General features: G+C 37.5%; 18 protein-coding genes. 15 read left to right on the top strand and 3 right to left on the bottom strand.

Going from position 1 to position 22,173, the window contains the following annotated elements:
* Positions 1-14 precede the first annotated feature (14 nt).
* From ACUNWD_RS09790 to rluF, 15 genes are all read left to right on the top strand, one after another.
* Positions 15-1,298 carry a hypothetical protein gene (locus ACUNWD_RS09790; RefSeq protein WP_445587620.1) on the top strand — a complete coding sequence of 428 codons (1,284 nt, stop codon included), beginning with the start codon at positions 15-17 and terminating at the stop codon, positions 1,296-1,298.
* Between the two features lie 175 nt (positions 1,299-1,473).
* Positions 1,474-3,066, top strand: a complete 1,593-nt coding sequence (locus ACUNWD_RS09785; RefSeq protein WP_445587619.1) for a sulfatase family protein — start codon at positions 1,474-1,476, stop codon at positions 3,064-3,066.
* A 206-nt stretch (positions 3,067-3,272) separates the two neighbouring features.
* Positions 3,273-4,286 (top strand): GntR family transcriptional regulator, encoded by a 1,014-nt coding sequence (locus ACUNWD_RS09780; protein ID WP_445587618.1) that lies wholly within the window; start codon positions 3,273-3,275, stop codon positions 4,284-4,286.
* 149 nt (positions 4,287-4,435) lie between these two features.
* Positions 4,436-4,849, top strand: a complete 414-nt coding sequence (locus tag ACUNWD_RS09775) for a response regulator (protein ID WP_445587617.1) — start codon at positions 4,436-4,438, stop codon at positions 4,847-4,849.
* Positions 4,850-4,945: 96 nt separating this feature from the next.
* Entirely contained in the window at positions 4,946-6,523 is a 1,578-nt protein-coding gene (locus ACUNWD_RS09770; RefSeq protein WP_445587616.1) for a CotH kinase family protein, read from the top strand.
* A 548-nt stretch (positions 6,524-7,071) separates the two neighbouring features.
* The gene (locus ACUNWD_RS09765; protein WP_445587615.1) at positions 7,072-7,812 is read left to right on the top strand and encodes a hypothetical protein; all 741 of its coding nucleotides are present in this window, start codon (positions 7,072-7,074) and stop codon (positions 7,810-7,812) included.
* Positions 7,785-8,234 (top strand): hypothetical protein, encoded by a 450-nt coding sequence (locus ACUNWD_RS09760; protein ID WP_445587614.1) that lies wholly within the window; start codon positions 7,785-7,787, stop codon positions 8,232-8,234. The genes ACUNWD_RS09765 and ACUNWD_RS09760 overlap by 28 nt, the downstream gene beginning before the upstream one ends.
* A 374-nt stretch (positions 8,235-8,608) precedes the next feature.
* Entirely contained in the window at positions 8,609-9,667 is a 1,059-nt protein-coding gene (locus ACUNWD_RS09755; RefSeq protein WP_445587613.1) for a sensor histidine kinase, read from the top strand.
* Entirely contained in the window at positions 9,664-10,419 is a 756-nt protein-coding gene (locus ACUNWD_RS09750; protein ID WP_445587612.1) for a LytR/AlgR family response regulator transcription factor, read from the top strand. The genes ACUNWD_RS09755 and ACUNWD_RS09750 overlap by 4 nt, the downstream gene beginning before the upstream one ends.
* A gap of 222 nt (positions 10,420-10,641) precedes the next feature.
* On the top strand, positions 10,642-11,949 hold the full coding sequence (locus ACUNWD_RS09745) for an Lcl C-terminal domain-containing protein (RefSeq protein WP_445587611.1): 1,308 nt from the start codon (positions 10,642-10,644) through the stop codon (positions 11,947-11,949).
* A gap of 31 nt (positions 11,950-11,980) precedes the next feature.
* The gene (locus tag ACUNWD_RS09740; RefSeq protein ID WP_445587610.1) at positions 11,981-12,385 is read left to right on the top strand and encodes a hypothetical protein; all 405 of its coding nucleotides are present in this window, start codon (positions 11,981-11,983) and stop codon (positions 12,383-12,385) included.
* A gap of 70 nt (positions 12,386-12,455) precedes the next feature.
* A complete protein-coding gene (locus ACUNWD_RS09735) occupies positions 12,456-13,850 on the top strand; it encodes a CotH kinase family protein (protein ID WP_445587609.1) in 1,395 nt (464 codons plus the stop codon).
* 29 nt (positions 13,851-13,879) lie between these two features.
* Entirely contained in the window at positions 13,880-14,998 is a 1,119-nt protein-coding gene (locus ACUNWD_RS09730) for a sensor histidine kinase (protein ID WP_445587608.1), read from the top strand.
* Entirely contained in the window at positions 14,995-15,711 is a 717-nt protein-coding gene (locus tag ACUNWD_RS09725) for a LytR/AlgR family response regulator transcription factor (RefSeq protein WP_445587607.1), read from the top strand. The genes ACUNWD_RS09730 and ACUNWD_RS09725 overlap by 4 nt, the downstream gene beginning before the upstream one ends.
* A gap of 76 nt (positions 15,712-15,787) precedes the next feature.
* Entirely contained in the window at positions 15,788-16,528 is a 741-nt protein-coding gene (gene rluF, locus ACUNWD_RS09720; RefSeq protein WP_445587606.1) for a 23S rRNA pseudouridine(2604) synthase RluF, read from the top strand.
* A 48-nt stretch (positions 16,529-16,576) separates the two neighbouring features.
* On the opposite strand, the gene ACUNWD_RS09715 is transcribed toward rluF, so the two are convergent.
* From ACUNWD_RS09715 to ACUNWD_RS09705, 3 genes are all read right to left on the bottom strand, one after another.
* On the bottom strand, positions 16,577-19,060 hold the full coding sequence (locus tag ACUNWD_RS09715) for a CoA-disulfide reductase (protein ID WP_445587605.1): 2,484 nt from the start codon (positions 19,058-19,060) through the stop codon (positions 16,577-16,579).
* A gap of 179 nt (positions 19,061-19,239) precedes the next feature.
* Positions 19,240-20,736, bottom strand: a complete 1,497-nt coding sequence (locus tag ACUNWD_RS09710; RefSeq protein ID WP_445587604.1) for a DUF5050 domain-containing protein — start codon at positions 20,734-20,736, stop codon at positions 19,240-19,242.
* Positions 20,737-20,842: 106 nt separating this feature from the next.
* Positions 20,843-22,132: a citrate (Si)-synthase gene (locus ACUNWD_RS09705; protein WP_445587603.1), complete on the bottom strand. Its 1,290-nt coding sequence runs from the start codon at positions 22,130-22,132 to the stop codon at positions 20,843-20,845.
* Between the last annotated feature and the right edge of the window lie 41 nt (positions 22,133-22,173).

The raw sequence follows: 22,173 nt of genomic DNA, 5'->3' as shown, positions 1-22,173 counted from the left end.
TAAACTAACATGTTATGAAAAATTATTTGTTACTGCTTTTCTCCATTTTGATTTTAACTTCCTGCCAAAATGAAGCCGACAAGCTGAAGCAGGAATTAGCTCAAAAATTTGATAATAATGAGTCTATTTCGTACACCAAAGAGCGAGCTCTGGAAATTATAAAAACCGGATTTAATGCCGGAGACGGTTATCGTGAAGTTTGGATTCGCGATTACAATACTTTTATTGACCTGGCCGCAGAAGCATATCCTTCAGACGAGCTAAAAGAAAATTTGTTGGTGTTTTTTCGAATGCAGGGAGATGATGGAAACATCATTGACGGTTTTACACCCCGCGAGGACACGGTTATCAGATATGATTTTATATACTGCGATTTGGAACCACGCTATGCGGGCCATAAAAACAGCGTTGAAACTGACCAGGAAAGTTCCCTTGTTCAAGCGGTCTATAAATATATAAAGGCGACCAATGATCAGTCAATATTGGATGAAGTCATCGGAGGTAAATCAGTTTTAGAAAGACTTGAATGGTCGATGGACTATCTGCTTGAGCAACGTTACGCCGAAAAATATGGTTTAATATGGGGAGCAACTACTGCCGACTGGGGAGATGTTCAACCGGAACACGGTTGGGGAGTTGATTTGGATGAAAATACACATCGGGCGATAGATATATATGACAATGCGATGATGATTATCGCATTGAAAAATTTAATTGAAATTGCTCCTCAAACGAAAGATAAGTGGGAGCCGATTTGTAATGAGTTGGCTGCAAATACCAGAAAATACTTGTGGGATGAGGAAAACCAAAAGTTTATACCTCACATTTATTTGAATGGTTCTCCTTTTCCCGAAGATTTTAATGAAAGTGAAATCTATTATTTTGGCGGGACCGCAATTGCCATTGAAGCCGGAATCCTAACCAGAGCAGAAATTAAAACATCGATAGATGAAATGGTTTTAAGAGTAAAAGAAGCAGGTGCTCCATCTATTGGGTTAACACTTTATCCGGTGTATCCTGAAGGCTTTTTTAAGAATCCGGGGATGTATCCATATGGGTATCAGAATGGGGGAGACTGGACCTGGTTTGGCGGAAGAATGATTCAACAATTAATAGCTAATGGCTTTTTGCAGGAAGCCTACGATCAACTTCTGCCCATGACGGAAAGAGTATTGAAAAATAAGGGATTCTATGAATGGTACTCTGTGAACAATGAGCCAAAAGGTTCAGGTACATTTCGTGGCTCTGCAGGCGTTTTATTTGTTGCAATAAAAATGTTTGAAGAAGTTCTGGATTAAAATTAGCTAAGCTTTCAATTTACCAATGTCTCTTAATCGTTAAGAAGGGACATTGGTGAATTATTTTAATTTTTCATTTTCTTATATTATTTATACTTTCAACGTTTAACTGATTGTTCACTTATGAATGAAGAGTATCTTTGATTGAACCTAAATACTATAATCCTACAAACTTATGAAATCCAATCTCCTAAAATCATTGAGTCTGTTAACTGTCATTGGGGGCAGTTTTGTTTCGTGCAGTCAGCAAAGCACTGAGAAGAAACCTGAGAAGCCCAATATTCTGTATATCATGAGTGATGACCATGCATTTCAGGCTATTAGCGCTTATGGTCATAATCTAAATAAAACGCCAAACATTGATCGCATAGCTACTGAAGGAGCTATATTTACTAAAGGTTTTGTAACAAATTCAATCTGTGCGCCCAGTCGTGCCGTGATGCTTACAGGAAAACACAGTTTTGTTAACGGAAAAGTGGATAATATGCAACCGTTTAACTGGGATCAAGAAAATTTCCCAAAAATTCTTCGCAGGAATGGTTATCAAACAGCAATGATCGGTAAAATTCATTTGGATGGACTTCCTCAGGGCTTCGACTTTTCCATGGTCTTAAAAGGACAAGGAAATTATTACAATCCGGACTTTCTGGTCAATGGTGAAATGAAAAGAATGGAAGGTTATTGCACCGAAATTGTCACTGAAACAGCTCTGGATTGGCTGAAAAATAAGCGTGATCAGGAAAAACCATTCTGTATGCTGTATCACCAAAAAGCACCACACCGAAATTGGAAGCCTGCCCCAAAATACCTGACTTTGTATGATGATACCACCTTTACCCCACCAGCAACTTTCTTTGATGATTATGAAGGAAGAGGTACGGCAGCCAAAGAGCAGGAAATGAAAGTGGATGGGCATGCCGGCTGGGGACATGATTTTAAAATGAGGACAGATCCGGATGGAAATCCGACTGGCTTCGCAAGAGAATTGGAACGCTTAAATGATGAACAAAGAGAGCAATGGTTGGCCGCTTATACGCCCAAGAATGAGGCAATGAAAGCTGCAAAACTCAAAGGTAAAGAACTTGCCATATGGAAATATAATCGCTATATCAAAGATTATTTACGCACCATCAAATCAGTGGATGATGGAGTTGGAGAGGTATTGGACTATCTGGAAGAAGCCGGTTTGGCAGAAAATACAATCGTAGTGTACACATCTGATCAGGGATTTTATCTTGGCGAGCATGGCTGGTTTGACAAACGATTTATGTATGAGGAATCATTTCGTACTCCGATATTAATGAAGTATCCAAAGGAAATTAAACCAGGAACTGTTGTTGATGAATTAATTCAAAATCTAGATTTCGCTCCAACATTCCTTGATTACGCAGGTCTTGACATTCCCGATGATATGCAGGGTAAGTCGTTTCGGAAGATTGTGAGTGGAGAAAGCTCAGAGTGGAGAGACGCAATATATTACACATATTATGAATACCCATCTGTCCATATGGTGAAACGTCACTATGGAGTAAGGACAGATCGATATAAATTAATGCATTTCTACTATGATATTGATGAATGGGAAATGTATGATTTGGAAGAAGATCCAAATGAAATGCATAGCGTTTATGATGATCCGGCATATGCAGATGTACAAAAAATGATGCACGAACGTTTGGCTGAAATGAGAGCAAAGTATGGAGATTCTGATGAAAATGATCAACATTTTCTGAAAGAATACCTGGATGCAATTGCAAAAAGAAAGTAGAATAACTTCTTGAAATAACGGGAAAATGAGGTTTTCTCCTCTATAAAATGGAGGAAGACCTCATTTTTTTTGATACGGGAACTATTATATGGTACCGCTGGTTCTGACCAAGCTAGTATTTCCCGGTTATGGTGCTGTCTCGTTTTTCTGAAGACTAATTTTAGTCAGTATTTTTTCTTATTTTTCGAGTACGAAAATCTTTTTGAATGGTACAATTCTCTAAAATTAATTCGGAATCAGAAGTTCCTAAGTACAAGCAGGTTGAAGATATGATTGTTTCAGATATTGAGGCAGGTATTTTTAAACAAGGCCAGCGAATTCCTTCAATTAATGAAACAAGTGAGGAGTTACTTCTATCGCGTGATACTGTTGAAAAAGCATATGTACATTTGAAAAAGAAAGGAGTTCTTTCCTCAGTTAGGGGGAAAGGGTACTATGTGAAGAAAACCAACGTAGGCAAAAAAATAAAAATCGGACTGGTTTTTAATAAGTTGAGTAATTATAAAAGAAGTTTGTATTCTTCATTCGTTCAAACACTTGGGGGCAAGGCCAGTGTCGACGTATTCATCTATCATTATGATATTCTTGAATTTGAGCAAATTATTGAAAGCAATCAGTCTCAATATGACTATCTGGTCATTCTTCCACATTTTCGAAATGAGCATGCTGACGTTGCAACGGTTATTAAAAAAATTCCTCGTGAAAAAGTATTAATCATCGACAAGAATCTTCCTGAATTACACAATTACCCGGTTGTGTATCAGGAGTATGATAAAGATATTCAGCAAGCACTGGGAGAGGCATTGGGTCTTTTAAAGAACTATAAACGCTTGAATTTAGTGTTTCCTCAGGAAGAATTTTATTCTCCATACATCACCCGGGGATTTCAAATATTTTGCCAGGTTAATAATTTTGAATTTGAAATTCTCGATTCATTGAAGGGTGACGAAATAGTTAAGAACGAAGCTTATATCGTAATATCTGATAATAATCTGTATGATCTGATTAAAAATATTAAGCTCAAGGGATGGACACCTGGAAAGGATATTGGGATTGTTTCTTATAATGAGACACCCGTGAAGGAATTACTTTGTGACGGTATTTCTACCATTTCGACCAATCACGACCAAATTGGAAAATTGGCAGCTGAGATGATCCTAAACAATGATTTTAAACGAATTAAAAGTCCATTTGAATTCATTAGACGCTCTTCATTATAGAATGAAAGCTGGTGTAAACTACGAACGTTTAAAACAATTTTAATCTATTTGAAAGCGTTTGTAAAATTCAATATAACTTGTTTCCGGATTTAAAGTTATTGGATAATTGATCAAGATTAGTATATTGTGATGTTTTAGTTAAAATTGAGATGAAAAGTTTGGTTGAGAAAAATACTGAAACGTATGATCTTACGGGCATAACTATTTTAGTTGCCGAAGATGAACAATACAATTTTATATACCTGAGAGAATTGTTATCTGATTATAAGGCCAATATTATTAGGGCTGCAAATGGTCTGCATGCAATAAAACTTTGTGAGGAAAATCAGGATATTGACGTTGTACTGATGGATATTCGAATGCCGGTGATGGACGGATATGAGTCAACAAAAAAAATCAAAGAATTCAGACCAGAATTACCAATCATAGCACAAACTGCATTTGCGATGGAATCCGATCGGAAAAGAGCCTTGGTTGAGGGATGTGATGATTATATCTCAAAACCAATTCGTAAAAATATTCTGGTAAAAAAGATCTACAACATTGTAAATCGAAACTCTTAAATCTTCATATTTTATAGTTTCAGATATCATACCTGCAAATTATACATTAGCTAATCCCTTATAATATGTATTTTCGTGGAAATTACATTTTTAAAGATGAAAAGTTTTCTCCTTCTTATTGCCCTTGTTTTATTTATTCACCCTTTGGTAAAGGCCACAACACTTGATTCTACATCGATAGCATTGGTCGTTATTGATACGAAAGGTATTGCTATTCAAGATGAACCGAAGATACCGGCTACTATGAAAATATTTTACCGTGGTGAAGGTAAAATGAATCGAATGACCGATATTCCTGTATATGAGGGAAATATTGGCATCGAAATAAGAGGTAGCTTTTCAGCTACTCTACCTCAAAAATCATATGGGATTGAAACAAAAGACGCTTTAGGGAATGCATTCAATATTTCGCTGCTGGGTTTGCCTACTGAAAATGACTGGATACTGCTAGCCAATTACAATGATAAAACATTTGTAAGGGCACCCTTAGCATACAATTTATTTCAGGAAATGGGACACTGGGCTTCTCATTCCTTTCATTGCGAGGTTATTTTAAATGGAGAATATAGAGGGATCTATACTTTGCAGGAAAAAATTAAGCGTGATAAAAACCGGGTTGATATTGAGAAAATAGACAAGATAGATGATACTGGTGGATATATCTTCAAACATGACAATAATTCAAAAGGAGACCTAAATTGGAATAGCGATTACGGGGTTAATTTTATTTATGTGTATCCTAAGCCCGAAGATATAACCTATGAACAGAAAGAATACCTGAGAAACTATATAAGTAGCTTCGAAAAAGTATTGAGCAGCAATTCATTTGCCGATCCACTTACAGGCTACTCTGCTTATATTGATGTTACTTCATTTTACGATTATTTTATTATTGGGGAGTTATCCCGTAATGTTGATGCTTATAAAAAAAGTTCTTTTTTTGATAAAGACAATAGAGCAGTTGGCGGTTTAATTCACGCCGGACCGGTATGGGATTTAGATTGGGCGATGAAAGACCTGTATGATGGCTCATCTACTTGTTTTTGTAGAAATACCGATGGATCGGGCTGGGCCTACATAGTTGAGGATTGTGGATGGGGAGGAACACCTGCTTCGTGGATGTCCCGATTGTTGCAAGACCCAACATTTGCCAATAATTTGCATCATCGGTATTTTGAACTACGTAAGAATGTGCTTAGCCGTGATAATATTTTTTCTTACATTGATTCAGTGCGTCATACGTTGAATATTCCACAGCAACGGCATTATGAAACCTGGCCCATATTAGGTGAACGTGTTGGTGCTCCTGAAATAGGGACTTTGCCAGATACTTATTATGGAGAGTTGGATAAGTTGAAGCACTGGCTCGATCTTCGATTAATCTGGCTCGATGAAAATATGTTAGGTAGTGAACCAACCTCTGTTTCTGAAATAAAAGAATCTTCATTCAGAGTATTTCCAAATCCTTGCCACGATATTTTATACGTTGAATCTACTCAAAGCATTGCAAGTATTGCTATATATGGAATTGATGGAACGATGCGAATTAATTCATTGAATGTTAACTCTCCCTCCATGTCGCTTAATTTGAGCCAATTGACCAATGGTTTGTACCTTGTGAAAATTCAATTTTCCAGTGGCGAAATACAAAACACAAAATTAGTTATTGAGTAGCGTTTTGTATGGCATGGTTTTGATCCTTAAATTGGGAATTTAACTTAAAGAGTCCTATTCGTTTGTTGCTACTCCCATAAGAAGTATGACCGTATTTGGTGTCTCGCCGGTTAGCCGTTTATCGGCTTAGCGGATTGCTGACCTTAAAGCTGTATCAATAGTCTCAAGTCAGGTCATCCTGAATTTATTTCAAGATCTAATAAGCATAGGACAGGGATCCCGAAACAAGTTCGGGATGACGAATACTGAAGGTACCATGACTATTGGCAGACCTCCGAAAAGGAAATCATTTATAAGCTTTCCAAATTAGTTAATCATAAAAATACTTAATGATTGATTTTGTAAATTGGGTGAAATTTAGAAAATTAATAATATTAGAAACTTTAAGAACACCTGATAAGATACTTGCAATAGAAATTTGAGCCGCATACTTCTATAGGTGTTATCGATAAAATAGAAAAAATCTAATATTTTTGACTTTAACATACGTTAGCGGTTACTAAACGTTCACTTATTACGAACATTACAAAATAATAGCTTTGAAAAAGATGGACATCATTAAAGAATATTTACCACATTTATTCATTGGACTTGGAATGCTGTTCTCATTCATTGGTGGTGTCTTAATATTTGTAAGGACAAATGATTTTAATGAAAAAATAAAAAGCCAGGCTATTTTAAACCAAAAATTGACTATTGAAAATAAAAAACTAATAACTGACAATATTCAAATGACTTCTTTAAACGGAGAATTGATAAAGAAGAATTTAGAATTATCGGAACAAAACATTGAGCTAACGAATCAGCTTAATTTGCAATCTGAGAGTATAAGTTCAAATATAACTGGTGGAGACAGCTACTGCTGTATTGAGTTTTCAGATCTTAATGGAGACCAAAACGTAATTTTACTTATCAATAAAGGAGAATATACAGTGCATAATATCCATGCACAATTTGTTGATTTGGATGAAATTGAAATTATAAATCCAACAATTGATTATTTCAGAAAGAATTCTTTTCATCTGACGGAATTACATCCCAAAACAGCCAAGCTACTTGGACAATACGATTTAAGTGAAAAAATTGATGAGGCAAATTTTAATTTCAGATATAATGCGATGAATGGAGCCTTTAATCAAAAATTGAAGTTTAGAAAACAAGATAACCATTGGTTTACAGCTACTCAGATAAAAAAGGGTGATTCAATTTTATATGAAAGAATTGATGAAGGATTCCCTTTTAAAAATGAACGTGAAGATATATGGGGAAAAATAAAGAGACAGATATAAATCCCATATTTGAATGGGCTGTATGGTGCCATCTCGAATCCGTGTCAAATTATGAACTTCTGCTCTTAAGGGGGCATTTAGTTTTAGAAAAAGTTCTTGAAAGTTTGCTTATGTATAAAAAAATTGAAAACTGTTCTAATTATTCATTTCATAGAAAAGTATGCATTTTTGAAAAGTTGAATATTGCTAATAAGCAGAAACAAGTCTTTGTTGCTGATTCATTGAAGAGAATAAATCAAATGAGAAACGAACTTGCTCATGAGTTTGACTTTAATGTAAAAAGTGGTGATTTGGATAAATGGTCTGAGCTTATTCTTGATAATTTGAATGGGACAAAATGGACAAAATATACATCTAGAATTAAAGTGGTACATTCATTTTCTGTGCTTTCATTGAATATCTTAGATTTTAAAAATGAATAAAGACAATTGCTAATAAATTGCATTGCGGGTGCATTTTCTTTGCTCATTACTTGATTGACCTCCTAGTTCCGTTGTTCTATTTAGCTAAAGAAACTAAGCCTGATTTTATTTAAACAAGACAATCTTCCAGTTCAGCCCAGAGATTTGGCGGTTCTGCATTTCATTTTTTCTATTGGTTCGTCATTGAGCTTATTTTGGTGCAATCAATGTTTAACCAAAGTAAAATGATATGAAAACAAAAGCTTTATCAATTGCAGTAATAATGGTGTCCTTAATTAGGGGCTTAAGAGAGAATAATGTGAGTTGGGGAAATGAATTTATTTCTCATTCAAATGAGTTTTCAGAATCAATAAATAACCAGTAAGTTTAAAACTATGAAAACACGTGGCATTAAAGATTTATACTTACCCCAAGGAATTGCAAAGCATGTAAAGTTTGTTCTTTTTTGTGCTGCATTTACTCCTGTTTGGGGATTAGTAATTAAAGCAGAACTGAATAGTGATTTCCTTGTAAATACATTCATTGTTATGTGTATCGTAATTGAGCTTGTTTCCTTGATATCTGATAAAATCTTAAAATTCGATACCGGTTCCTCACATAAAGCAACTACCTGGAAAGATATTATTCGGATCTATCTTTTTCGTTTGGTGTTGTTTTATTTAGCTGCAATTGCTACCACAATACTGGTTGTATTAAGCTATTTGTTTTTATCTCATTTATTGCGGGGGTATGAAATCCCACCTCTGGACTGGTTCTTGACTATTTTTCTGGTCACCTTAAAGACAACAGCCATCGGATTTATATTTGCAACACCCATGTTTTTCTTTGTGCCCTGGCAACAATCCTTAAAAAGGGAGTTCGAGCTTCGGGAACAAAACCTCATTTTCCAAAATGAAACCTTAAAGAACCAGGTAAACCCCCATTTCTTGTTCAATAGTTTGAATACATTAACTTCCCTGATAAACAATGAGGTTGATATAGCAAACCAGTTTGTTGGGAAGTTATCGCTTATTTATCGTTATATCCTTGAAAATTCAACCAAAACAAAGATTGCGTTGAAAGATGAAATAGACTTTATAAGGGATTATTTTTACATGCATCAAATAAGAAGCCAGGGAAAAATTGACCTTAATATTGATATCAAGGAGAATGAATATGTGCATGAAATATTGCCGGTATCCTTACAGCTTTTGGTTGAAAATGCCATTAAACACAACATGGCAACTGCCGAAAAACCATTGGTAATTCATATTTACCTGGAAGATGGATATATTGTGGTTGATAATAATAGACAGAAAATGGCCACTCAAATCGTTTCAACAAAAATAGGGCTTAATAACCTGAACGAACGAGTACGGTTGATCACGGGCAAAGAAATTATTATTTCAGAATCGGAAGAAAAATTTATAGTTAAAGTACCATTAATTGCATGAATGTTTTAGTTGTAGAAAATGAGAACCCGGCAGTTGAAGGTCTGGTAGGCCTTTTAAAAAGCATTGATCCCGATATAAATGTTATCGGGATTACTCAGTCTGTGGAGTCAACCATAAATTGGTTTCAGGGCCATGCCGATCCTGACTTAATATTTATGGATATTCAGCTTGATGACGGGCTCTGTTTTGAGTTGTTTGAAACAATGAAAATTGATATACCTGTTATTTTCACAACAGCTTACAATGAATTTATGCTCTCGGCATTTAAGGTTAATAGTGTGGATTACTTGTTAAAACCCATTGAAGAAGTTAGTTTGCGCCGAGCTATCGAAAAGTTTAAGTCTATTCATTACAATGCTTCAATAAATAATGACGTAATAAAGCAATTGTTGAATGAACTAAACAAGGGATATAAAAATCGTTTTCTGATTAAAGTGGGCGATCGTTATAAATCAATACCGGATAAGGAAATTGCTTGTTTTTACATTTTGGAACGAGCCACATTTCTAAGAACAGTGGCGGATAAAGATTATGCAATCGACTATTCTCTCGATAATTTACAGGAAATAATTAATCCTGATAAATTTTTCAGAATCAATAGAAACAGCATTGTTAATATTAACGAAATAAATGATATACTGGGCTATTCGTCAAGTAGGTTGAAAATTAGACTGAAGAGCGCCAAGCCCATTTATGATTTAATTGTGAGCAGGGAAAAAGTAAGGGAATTTAAACGATGGATTGATAAATAAAGATATAAAGCCTGCAAATAATATCGTATGAAGATAATAGCCGTTAATAAAGCTATTTAAAGTCTGCTCAATTGACAATAGGTGCTAACATTAACACATATTCCCCAAAATATTCGTAGATCAAATACCACAATTCGGTGATAAAGGTTTCCGGTTTGTTGATTGAATTTTCGTGAAATTGGTGGTTGGTATAAGTTTGTGTCGAACAATTATATCAAAGTCATGAAAACACAAAAACTACCAAGCATGGGAATTATTTTAATGAGGCTGATGGCTCTGTTTTTAGTAACGAGCCCTGCCTGTAGCGAGAGTTCTAATTTGGATTCAGACGAACTGGATAAAAACCAACAAATTCAGGAGAACTTACCGGGAGTTGACGGTTACCCAATTGTAGGAACTAATCAAACATCCTTTTATGGACTAGATACCGAGATTAATATGCAATCGGTGGGTGATGATTTCTACGGGCAAAATGCCAATTATCCGGGCAATCAACCTAGTTATGTAGACAATGGTGATGGTACCATTACCGATATGGTAACCGGCTTGATGTGGAGCAAAAGTTCGGATTTAAACGGAGATGGGAAGATCAATTACGATGATAAGTTAACCCAAAGTGAGGCTGTTTCGAACGCCTCTTCGTTTGGCTTGGCGGATTATGACGATTGGCGTTTACCATCCATCAAAGAACTTTACTCGCTGATTCTTTTTAGTGGGGAAGACCCCAGCGGCATCATGGGCTATGCTTCTGATCTGGTTCCATTTATTGACACTAACTATTTTAATTATGCTTATGGGGACGAGTCGGCCGGTGAACGCATCATCGATTCGCAATTTGCAACCACCAGCCTCGATGTGGGCGATTCTAATTTTGGCGGTGGCAATCTGATGTTTGGTGTCAACTTTGCCGATGGACGAATTAAAGGTTACCCAACAGGAACAAACCCGATGAAACCGGAGGGCAAAAAGTTTTACGTGTTTTACGTTCGGGGAAATGAAGAATACGGTAAAAACGATTTTGTCGATAATAACGACGGAACCATTACCGATCAGGCAACCGGCTTGATGTGGATGAAAGATGATTCAGATGAGGGAATGAGCTGGGATGTTGCATTAAAATATGCAGAAAGTAAAGAGTTTGCTGACTACTCAGATTGGCGCTTGCCAAGTGTAAAGGAGTTGCAAAGTATTGTTGATTATTCTCGGGCACCGGGAGCGACCAACTCCGCAGCAATTGATCCACTGATCAACTGCACTGAAATTACCAACGAAGCCGGTCAAAGAGATTATCCTTATTTCTGGTCGGGGACTACCCATGCAAATCACCAGGGACATGGTGGTGGAGCTTATGTCTCATTTGGAAGAGCCATGGGATATTTCAACGGGCAATGGCAGGATGTGCATGGTGCAGGAGCTCAACGCAGTGATCCAAAGGTTGGCGATCCAGGCGACTATCCATACGGACATGGTCCCCAAGGCGATGCCATTCGCATATCTAATTTCGTGCGGTTAGTTCGCAATGCAAAATAAAATCAATCAATAAATATCAAAAAGGAATATCATGAAACGATTAGCAAATATTTTCACAATTATAATAGTATTGACTTCATTATCCGTTCAATTGAAAGCACAGCAGCCAGATCAAAGACCACCGCGTATGCTTCCGGGTACCTTACACCTGGTTGAAATGATGAAGCATTTGGCAGTTGATCTTAACCTTTCGGAAGATCAGAGCAAACAGTTTAAAGAAATCAGCACAGCTCATGTTAAAGACTTTCAACAGTTGCTTGAGAAAGGAAGGAAATTGCATGATCAACAACGTGCGGAAATGGATGCCTTAAAGGAAAAGTTTGAAGGAGAAGTACTTTCTATTCTTACAAAGGAACAACAGGCTATGTTTCAAAAACAGCATAACCGGGACAGACATGCGAAATGCAAAAAGAAGCAGCGATTCAATGAACAGTAGCGGTTAAATCTCTTAATTATAATATGCGTATAATGATTTGTTATCCACACTATTTTAGGAGGGGATTGAAATGAAAATTAGAACTACTTACTATCTGATTTTGGGATTTTTGCTGGTTTTTGCCTGTAAAGAAGATCCGGTTATTGATGATTCAGAACTAGATGCTCCTGAAGAAATTTCAACTCCTGACTGGAGTGAATCGACACATTCCAACTCAACGGATCCGAACTATGAAATTGTCTTTGAACAAGATGTGGTCTTACGGTTTGATATCAAAATTGATCCGGAAGATTGGCAAACAATGCAGAATGATTTGTCTCAAAATCTATCTTCCGGAGGTGCCCCCGTTGGTCCTCCAGCAAGCGGTCCTGGTATGGGAATAAGTTCTTTCGATCCGGTGTGGGGCCCTTGTTCTGTGCTTTTCAATGACACAGAATGGTATAAGGTCGGAATTCGTTATAAGGGAAATTCAAGTTTGCGTTCATCTTACCGGGCGGGAATTAATAAGCTTTCTTTCAAAATCGACTTTGATCAATTTGAAGATGAATATCCGGCAATAAAGAACCAACGTTTTTACGGTTTTAAACAACTGAATCTGAAAAATAACTTTGAAGATCGATCGATGATGAGAGAGAAAGTGGCCTCTGATCTTTTTCTCGATTTTGGAATAGCATCGCCTCAAACAGCGTTTTGTGTGGTATATGTTGATCATGGTTCAGGTGCTCAATATTATGGCGTTTATACACTGGTTGAGGAGGTGGATGATACCGTTTTGGAAAACCAGTTTGGCGATGATTCGGGTAATCTGTATAAGCCAGATGGAGGTGCTGCCAGCTTTGCAATTGGTACTTTTAATGAATCACAAATGGAAAAGAAAAACAATGAGGATGAGGGAGATTATTCTGACGTGTTTGCTTTGTATACAGCATTAAACAGCTCTACCAGAACATCCGATTTAGAGCGTTGGAAAAACGATTTGAATACAGTTTTTGACGTCACTGTCTTCTTTAAATGGTTGGCTGCTAATAATGCAATGCAAAACTGGGATACATATGGGAAAATGACTCACAACTTCTATTTGTATAACAATCCGGAAAACAACCTTCTTTACTGGATTCCATGGGATAATAATGAAGCTCTGCAAGATGGGAAACAAGGTGGGGCACTTAGTTTATCTTTAAACGAAGTGGGCAATGGCTGGCCGCTTATTCGTTACCTGGTGGATGTACCGGAATATAAGCAGCAGTATGAGAAGTATCTGAAGCAGTTTGTGGATGAAGTGTTTGTTCCTTCAACGATGAATGCTATTTATTCAGGTTATTTTGAGCTGTTAAAACAGTATGTTTACGAGGAACAACCTAACTATACTTTTTTGTCGGGTGATGCAGATTTTGATGCAGCCGTAGGTCAGTTGAAGAATCATGTGCAGGCACGCACAGAGGAAGTCGTCGGCTATCTCGAATAAAAGCACAGGAAAATTCTATATTTGTAATTATGCAAAACCAAGCAAGGTCTAAATCAATTCACGCAGCTGAGAATTTAATTTTAATCATCTTTTGGCTGATTATCTTTTCGGCTCCGATTATTTTTATTGATGATTTCGCGTGGGAAAAGGTTTTTCACGATTGGCAACGACTGCTCCCTTTTCTAGTGTTGGCGCTAGCTAATCATTTTGTGCTGGTTCCCGTTTTCTTCTTACGGAAAAAGAAGCAGTGGTATTTTGTATTAGCTTTTTTTACACTGGTTTCTTTTACTTTCATCATGGCTGAAATAAGAGTAAAAGAGCCTCTTGGTCAGCGGCTGGGACGAATGGAGGAGCTTCAGCATCCACAACCACCACCACGATTGCAACCAGAAAGTTTTCGCCCGGATCGGCCAATGCCGGGAGTTCAAAATCGTCCGGTTCAGAATCCGGCGGGCTTGCCTCCCAATGTGAATGCATTTTTGATTGCGATGTTGATTTTGGGATTTGATACTGGTTTGCGTTCATTTTTTAGATGGACAAAATCGGAGCAGGAGAAGGAAACACTCGAAAAGGAAAACGTTAAAAGTGAGCTTGCCTTTTTGCGAAACCAGGTAAGTCCTCATTTTTTTATGAATACCCTGAATAATATTCATGCGTTAATAGATATTGATCCGCCCGAAGCGAAAGAGTCAATTATTGGATTATCCAAGTTGATGCGGCATTTGCTTTACGAATCCGAGGATGAAAAAGTATCGCTTAAAAAGGAAGTTGAGTTTCTGCAGCATTATGTGGATTTAATGAAACTTCGATTTCCGGAGCGTGTAAAAGTTAATCTTGAGTTACCTGAGACTTTGCCGGAGCTTGGTATTCCGCCAATGCTTTTTACTTCTTTTATTGAAAATGCCTTTAAACACGGGGTAAGTTATAATGCTCCGTCATTTATAAATATTTCGATCAAAGTGGATGCTTCACAGTTGATTTTTGAAATTCAGAACAGTAATTTCAGTGCCGGAATCACCAGTAAAGCTTCAGGAATTGGGCTGGCAAACATTCGCAAAAGACTGGATCTGCTTTATCCGGATAGTTATAAATTGGAAATTAATAATCAGCGGGATATATTCGTTGTAAATCTATCAATTCCAATATGATTAAGTGTATTGCCATAGACGATGAACCACTGGCACTGAAACAAATTGTGGGATACATTCAGAAAACACCTTCTTTGGAGTTTGTTGCCGAATTTGAAAGTGCAATTTCTGCAATGGATTTTGTACAACACCATGAAGTTGATTTGATGTTTGTTGATATCAATATGCCGGATTTAAACGGGATGGATTTTGTGAAATCGTTGAGCAAACCTCCCAAGGTTATTTTTACAACGGGCTATAGTGAATATGCGATTGAAGGCTTTCGGGTAGATGCATTGGATTACTTGTTGAAACCAATTGGTTACAGTGATTTCCTGAAAGCCGTAAATAAAGCCAATGAATGGTTTAATTTGCAGATGCCCAAAAATACAGAGATCGAAGCTGATGAAAAGTTTCTCTTCATTAAGTCGGAACACAAAATTGTCCGTATTAATTTATCAGATATTAAATATGTTGAAGGAATGCGCGAATATGTTCGTATTCATCTTCAAAATCAAAAACCGGTGATGAGCCTAATGAGTATGAGGAAGTTGGAAAGCTTTCTCGCTCCTGATAAATTTATGCGGGTTCATCGTTCTTTTATCGTGAGTTTAGATCAGATTTCGACAGTTGAGAGAAATCGGATCGTTTTTGATGGGAATGTTTATATTCCAGTAAGTGAGCAGTATAAAGAGAGTTTTCAGAAATATCTTAACGATAATTTCCTATTGTGAAAACAGGCAATTCGTGATATGGTCTTTTTATTTTCTATTTTTGAAGAATTAGAAAATGGACAGAGATTAATACGGAATGGAGCAAGAAACAAGAATCAATAAGTATTTAAGTGAAGTTGGGTTTTGTTCGCGGAGAGCGGCTGACAAATTGATAGAGCAGAAACGAATAACCATCAATGGAAAAGTGCCGGAAATGGGAACAAAAGTAACTCCCGGTGATGAGGTTCGGGTGGATGGAAAATTAATTTCTGAACCTAAAGATAAGCCTGTTTATATTGCTTTTAATAAGCCTGTTGGCATTGTTTGTACTACCGATACCCGCGTTGAGAAGGACAATATTATTGATTATATCAATTATCCAAAACGTATTTTTCCCATTGGCAGATTGGACAAACCAAGTGAGGGACTCATTTTTTTAACGAATGATGGAGACATTGTCAATAAAATTTTGAGAGCCAGAAATCATCACGAAAAAGAATATGTGGTTACTGTGAATAAGCCAGTCACCAAGGACTTTATCAAAAAAATGGGGGATGGCGTGCCAATTTTGGATACAGTAACACGGAAGTGTTTCATTGAGCAAACAGATAAATTTGAATTTCGTATTATCCTGACTCAAGGTTTAAACAGGCAAATACGTCGAATGTGTGAATATCTGGAGTATCGGGTTGTGAAGCTGAAACGTGTTCGTATTATGAATGTCTCTCTGGATGTACCGCTTGGGAAATGGCGCAATCTGACAAAAAAGGAATTGAAAGAAATAAATCGATTGGTGGCCGATTCTTCAAAAACACCTGAGGATATGGGTTTTGACTAAAAACGCCACTCTAATTGACTAGAGTGACGTTCTGTTTTATTCTGGAAATTATATGAACAGATTTAAGTTGGATTTTTCAGCTTCTTCCAGGTAAGCTGCTACTCCACCAATCTCAACTCCATCTATCAATTCTTCGGAATTTACACCCATTACATCCATCGACATTTGGCAGGCAATCATCTTTACTCCATTGTCAAGTGCTGTTTGAATCATATCCTCGATAGAATCGACTTGTTTGGCAAGCATACGTTTTTTCATCATCACAGAACCCATTCCGAGCATATTCATTTTTGAAAGTTTGAGTTTCCCTGCATTTTCCGGCATCATTTTTCCAAACATTTTCCCCATCAAGTCTTTACTGACCTTCGGTTTATCTGCTTTTTTAATGATGTTGAGACCCCAGAATGTGAAGAATAGCGTTACTTCTTTTCCCATTGATGCAGCTCCATTGGCAATCACTAAAGTGGCTAATGCACGATCAAGATCATCGCTGAATACCACCATCGTTTTGTTTTGTGGAAGTTGAGCCGGAATAGAGACTCCTTGTGGCTTTTCCGATTTCCCTTTTTCAATCATCGCGGTGATAATTCCTTCACTTGATTCCAGTGAAACCAAATTATTGCCAGTCATATTACACCACGATTTTACATCTTTCATAAAACCGGGATCACTGGCTTTTTGTATTAAACGCTCTCCAGATTGAAGTTTGCCCATCTCTGTTTTCAATTTCAAAATCGGACCGGGACATTGCAATCCACACGCATCTACCTCGATGGTTTTAATTTGCTGGTTATTTGAAACTGAATCGGCAGGTTTGCCACGATAAATATGATCATCCTTGGCAATGTAGCTTGATTCAAAAATGTCTTCATTGCTTTGCTTACAAGTTGTATGCTCAAATGTTTTGTATCCACCACTCAGGTTGTACACTTCTTCAAAGCCATTTTGCATTAGAATTCGGCTGGCAAAATAACCCCGGATTCCAACTCCACAGTAAATGATAATTTTTTTGTTTCGTGGAATCTCGTCCAATCGCTCCCTGATTTTATCTACCTCAATGTTCATTGAGCCTTCAATGTGACCTAATGCATGTTCTGCGGGTGTACGAACATCAAGCAGGCATATTTGAGGAGCGTGTAATTTGCTAACATCCATCCAGTTGATATTTTTCATTCGTCCTGTTAGAATGTTTTCAGCCACATAGCCAGCCTGATTTACAGGATCTTTTGCAGATGAATACGGTGGGGCATAGGCATGTTCAATATCTTGTAAGTCATAAATGGTTCCGTTATTCATCAATACGGTGGCAATTAAATCAATACGTTTGTCGATGCCTTTGTAGCCGATCATTTGTGCTCCGTACAGTTTGCCATTTTCAGGATGAAACAGAATTTTCAAGGTGTAAGGTAACGCTCCCGGATAATAGCCCGCATGTGATGAACCATGTATGATGTTCGAAACGTACTTGATGCCTTCGCGTTTCAATGCTTTAGCCGGAAGACCTGTTGACGCAACGGTAATATCAAATACTTTCGCAATGGCAGTTGCAATGGCACCTTTATACTTTCTCACATTTCCCATTACCACATTGTCAGCGACAATACGACCTTGCTTATTCGCTGGTCCGGCTAAATAGGTATTTACATATTTTCCTGTAATTGGGTGTGGAAATGCAATCGCATCGCCCAATGCATAGATGTTCTCATCATCAGTTTGTAAGTAGTCATTAACTTTAATACCACCATTTTCTGCCAGAGCCAGTCCCGCCTCTTTAATCAACTTTGTTTCCGGACGCACACCAATTGAGAGAATAACCATATCGGTCTCAATTTCCCGACCTGATTGCAAGTGGACGGTTAGTTGGTTTCCGGCTCGCGAGAATGAGTTGACACCATCTTTCAGGTAGAATTCCACCTGCTTGGTTTTTAAATGTTGGTGGACTTCTGCCGCCATTTCGTAATCCAATGGAGCCATTACCTGGCTTGCCATTTCTACGATCGTAACATTCATTCCCAATTGGTGAAGGTTTTCGGCCATTTCAAGGCCAATAAATCCAGCTCCGATGACCACAGCGCGTTTGGGATCATTATCATCACAGAATGCTTTTATCTTGTCGGTATCTGCTACGTTTCGAAGTGTGAATATTGAAGCATCGTTGATACCTTTAATGGGTGGTTTTACAGGTTCAGCTCCGGGTGAGACAATTAGTTTGTCATATGTTTCTGTATAAGTTTCCTGAGTTTGATGATTTAGAATTTCAATCTGTTGGTTTTTACTGTCAATTTTTGTGACTTCCTGCAAAACGCGTACATCAACATTTAGGCGTGCACGGAAACTTTCCGGAGTTTGCACTAAAAGCTTTTCTCTTTCCGTAATGGTTCCTCCAATGTAATAGGGAAGTCCACAGTTTGCGTACGAAATGTTTTGACCTCTTTCGAACATGATAATTTCAGCATGCTCATCCAATCTTCTTAAACGGGCTGCAGCTGTTGCTCCTCCGGCAACGCCACCTATAATAACATATTTTGCCATTAAATTTTGATAATTATTTTAAAATATTAGTCTAAATAGATATGCAAATATCTATATATAATGATCAAAAACATGTGAAAATATGTTCAGAATAGTTGTGGTAATATAATCTTAACATCCCGATATCTTATCCGGAATGATTCAAAATAAAAGTCAATAATTACTCGAACAAAACGAGGTTATTTCATCAATGTATTACTTACGAAAGCGATTTTTTTGCTATCAGGAGACCAACTTGGAACATTCATGGTTCCCTGTCCACCGTATAAATATGCAATGACTTTAGGTTTACTGCTCAAGTCAGCTGGCATCAGTCTCAAATAAACACGCTTGTAAAACGGGTGAGAACCCGGATCAATATCTGGCTGAAATGATAGGAACGCAATCCACTTTCCATCAGGTGATATGTGTGGGAACCAATCGTTATGAGCATCAAAGGTGAGCTGTTTTTGTTCAGTTCCGTCCGGATTCATCCGATACAATTGCATGGTTCCCGACCGGTTCGAGTTGAAATAAATATATTTCCCATCTGGACTATATTCTGGCCCGTCATCCAGACCGGGAGCATCAGTCAATCGTTCTTCAATCTTCGATTCAATATTGATTCTATACACATCGAAATTGCCTTCTCTTTCTCCGCAAAAAACCAGGTCCTTTGCATCAGGTGACCACCCATGTAAATATGAGGGAGCATTTTCAGTAATTCTAGTGGCTGTGCCTCCTTCAACAGGGACTGTGTAAATCCACGATCCTCCGTAGGGGTTTTCTGTATGGTCGCTGATTGCTAGCTGTTTTCCGTCAAATGAAATGACATGGTCGTTGTTATTGTTTTTTGCAACGCCTGTATCAATTGGTTTTGGGTTCTTCGTTTTTAAGTCGAATCGGTATAATGTTCCCTTTTGGTTATATATAAGTGCTTTTCCATCGATCGTCCAGTTTGGAGCCTGAAGTGATGCATTGTACCTGTATAAAATCTCCCGATGGCCGGATTCAATATCCATAATTTCGAGGTGGCTCCCTAGTGATTCATTTTTTGGTTGATGGTTATCTGGAAGAACAATTCTCACATTGCTGAACACCGCTTTTTCCTTTGCATTCTTGTTATGAGAACATATAAAAAGTCCAACAAATACTTCGTCACCAATAGTTAAATCAGAAATTTCGGTTGAGGTAAAAAGCTCTCCATGTTTGGCAGCTGACAAAATATAACTGTCACCTTTTCTTTCCAGTTGTATCACGTCTGGCGATATAATATTTGACTGCTTTTCCATTGTTTCATCGCCTTGAACTTTTCTGTATTGCAACGAAGTTAATCCATCGCCATGCACTACAGAACTTACGTGAGCTGCATCGGTATCCAGCGATTTTCTTACCATCCAACCAATCTTTCGATGCGGGTCAACCCCTTCATCAATAAATTGTACGTGAGCACGAAGAATAAAATCACCTTTTAACTTTTTATATAAAAATTGAAATTGATCTTCTTTATTCCATATATTCTCGCCCGCACCTGTCAGTTCGTAACTTTGTACTTCCGAATTGTAATTTGAGCTCCCTGGGAGTTTTACATTCCCAACATCGGTATTGCTCTCAAAATCTCCAACTTGAGAGAATACAGGGTTAAATAAAAATAAATTCAGCAGAATGATAACGGCTCCTTTAAAGATAAATCTCATGGGCTAAGTTTTGTTGGTTTAAAGATGGCAAAACCAAATATACTCAATTTCAAATGAAATCATGAATTGAAATTAAGTGGGATGGAGAATTTGTTTTTGAATTTTTTTATCCTTTTTCTGCGATATAATTTTTAAGCCATTTATTTGTAACACTTTTGGGGCGAATAATTGGTTGGTTCAATCCTCTGGCAATTACATTTTGAGCACAGAAACCCAGAGTTCTTGAAATTCCAAACATCACTGTGTAAAAGTCGTAATGTGTCATTCCATAGTGGTATAGTAATGAGCCGGAGATTGCATCCACATTTGGCCAGGGATTGGCAATTTTTCCACCTTTATACTTCTTGAGGATTTTGGGTACCACATCAAATAGTTTTTTCACAGTCTGTAAATAAGGACTGTTGGCACAATTTTCATCACCAAACTTCATAAAAGCAGTAAAACGTGGATCGGTTGCTCGAAGTACGGCATGTCCATATCCTGGAATAACATTTCCGGTATTGAGGGTTTTTAGCACAAACTCGTGTATTTCATCGAGTGATGCATCGACTCCTATTTCTTCATGAATTTGATTGATAAAATGCAAACATGTTTGGTTTGCCAATCCATGGAGTGGGCCAGCCAGCCCATTAAGACCGGAAGCTGTTGCTAAGAATAAATTTGATAAAGCAGAGTTTACCACACGAGCAGTGAATGCACTTACATTACCGCCTTCGTGGTCGCAATGCAAAACTAGGTATAACCTTACCAGGTCTGCAAAAGATGTATCCTTGTTATTAATACCAAGCTGATGGCTTAAATTGCCGGCTAAGCCTAATGCTGGGTCGTGTTCGACAAGCTTCGCATTCATAAATAGAATTTTGTAGATGCCGGCAGCCAGCGATGGTAATTTGGCAATTAAATTTAAAGAATCTTCCAAAGAATATTTCCAGAAATCAGACTTTGGGATACCTTCAAGATACTTTCTTTTAAATACAGACTGACCTTCCATGGCCATGATACCCATGCTAAGCATCGTCATCGGATGCGTATCTTTTGGAAGAGAGTGAAATAGGTCCCAAACATAGCCGGGCACTTCAGCGCGGTTGCTTAGCTCGGTGTGTAATTCTGCAAGTTCACTATCGTTTGGGAATTTTCCGGTACATAATAGAAAGAATATTTCTTCCGGAGTTTTGTCAGAGAATTCAGGCACAGTGTATCCACTGATAAAAAGACCCTCCATAGGATCAACGTACGATGTGTTACAAACCATCGCCTTTAATCCTCTCATTCCACCCAGAAGATGCTTAATAGTAATATCACCAAGAATCGTGTCTGAGTGGGTTTCATGAATTTGCGTAAGCTCCTTACACAAACTTTCAATTCTATGATTTACATTTTTTAAAAGTAGTTCCATGGCTTAATGATTTTTAGAGACCAAACCCCTTAACGATTCCT

Source organism: Sunxiuqinia sp. A32, assembly GCF_052690465.1.
This window is presented reverse-complemented; position numbering and strand designations above follow the sequence as displayed.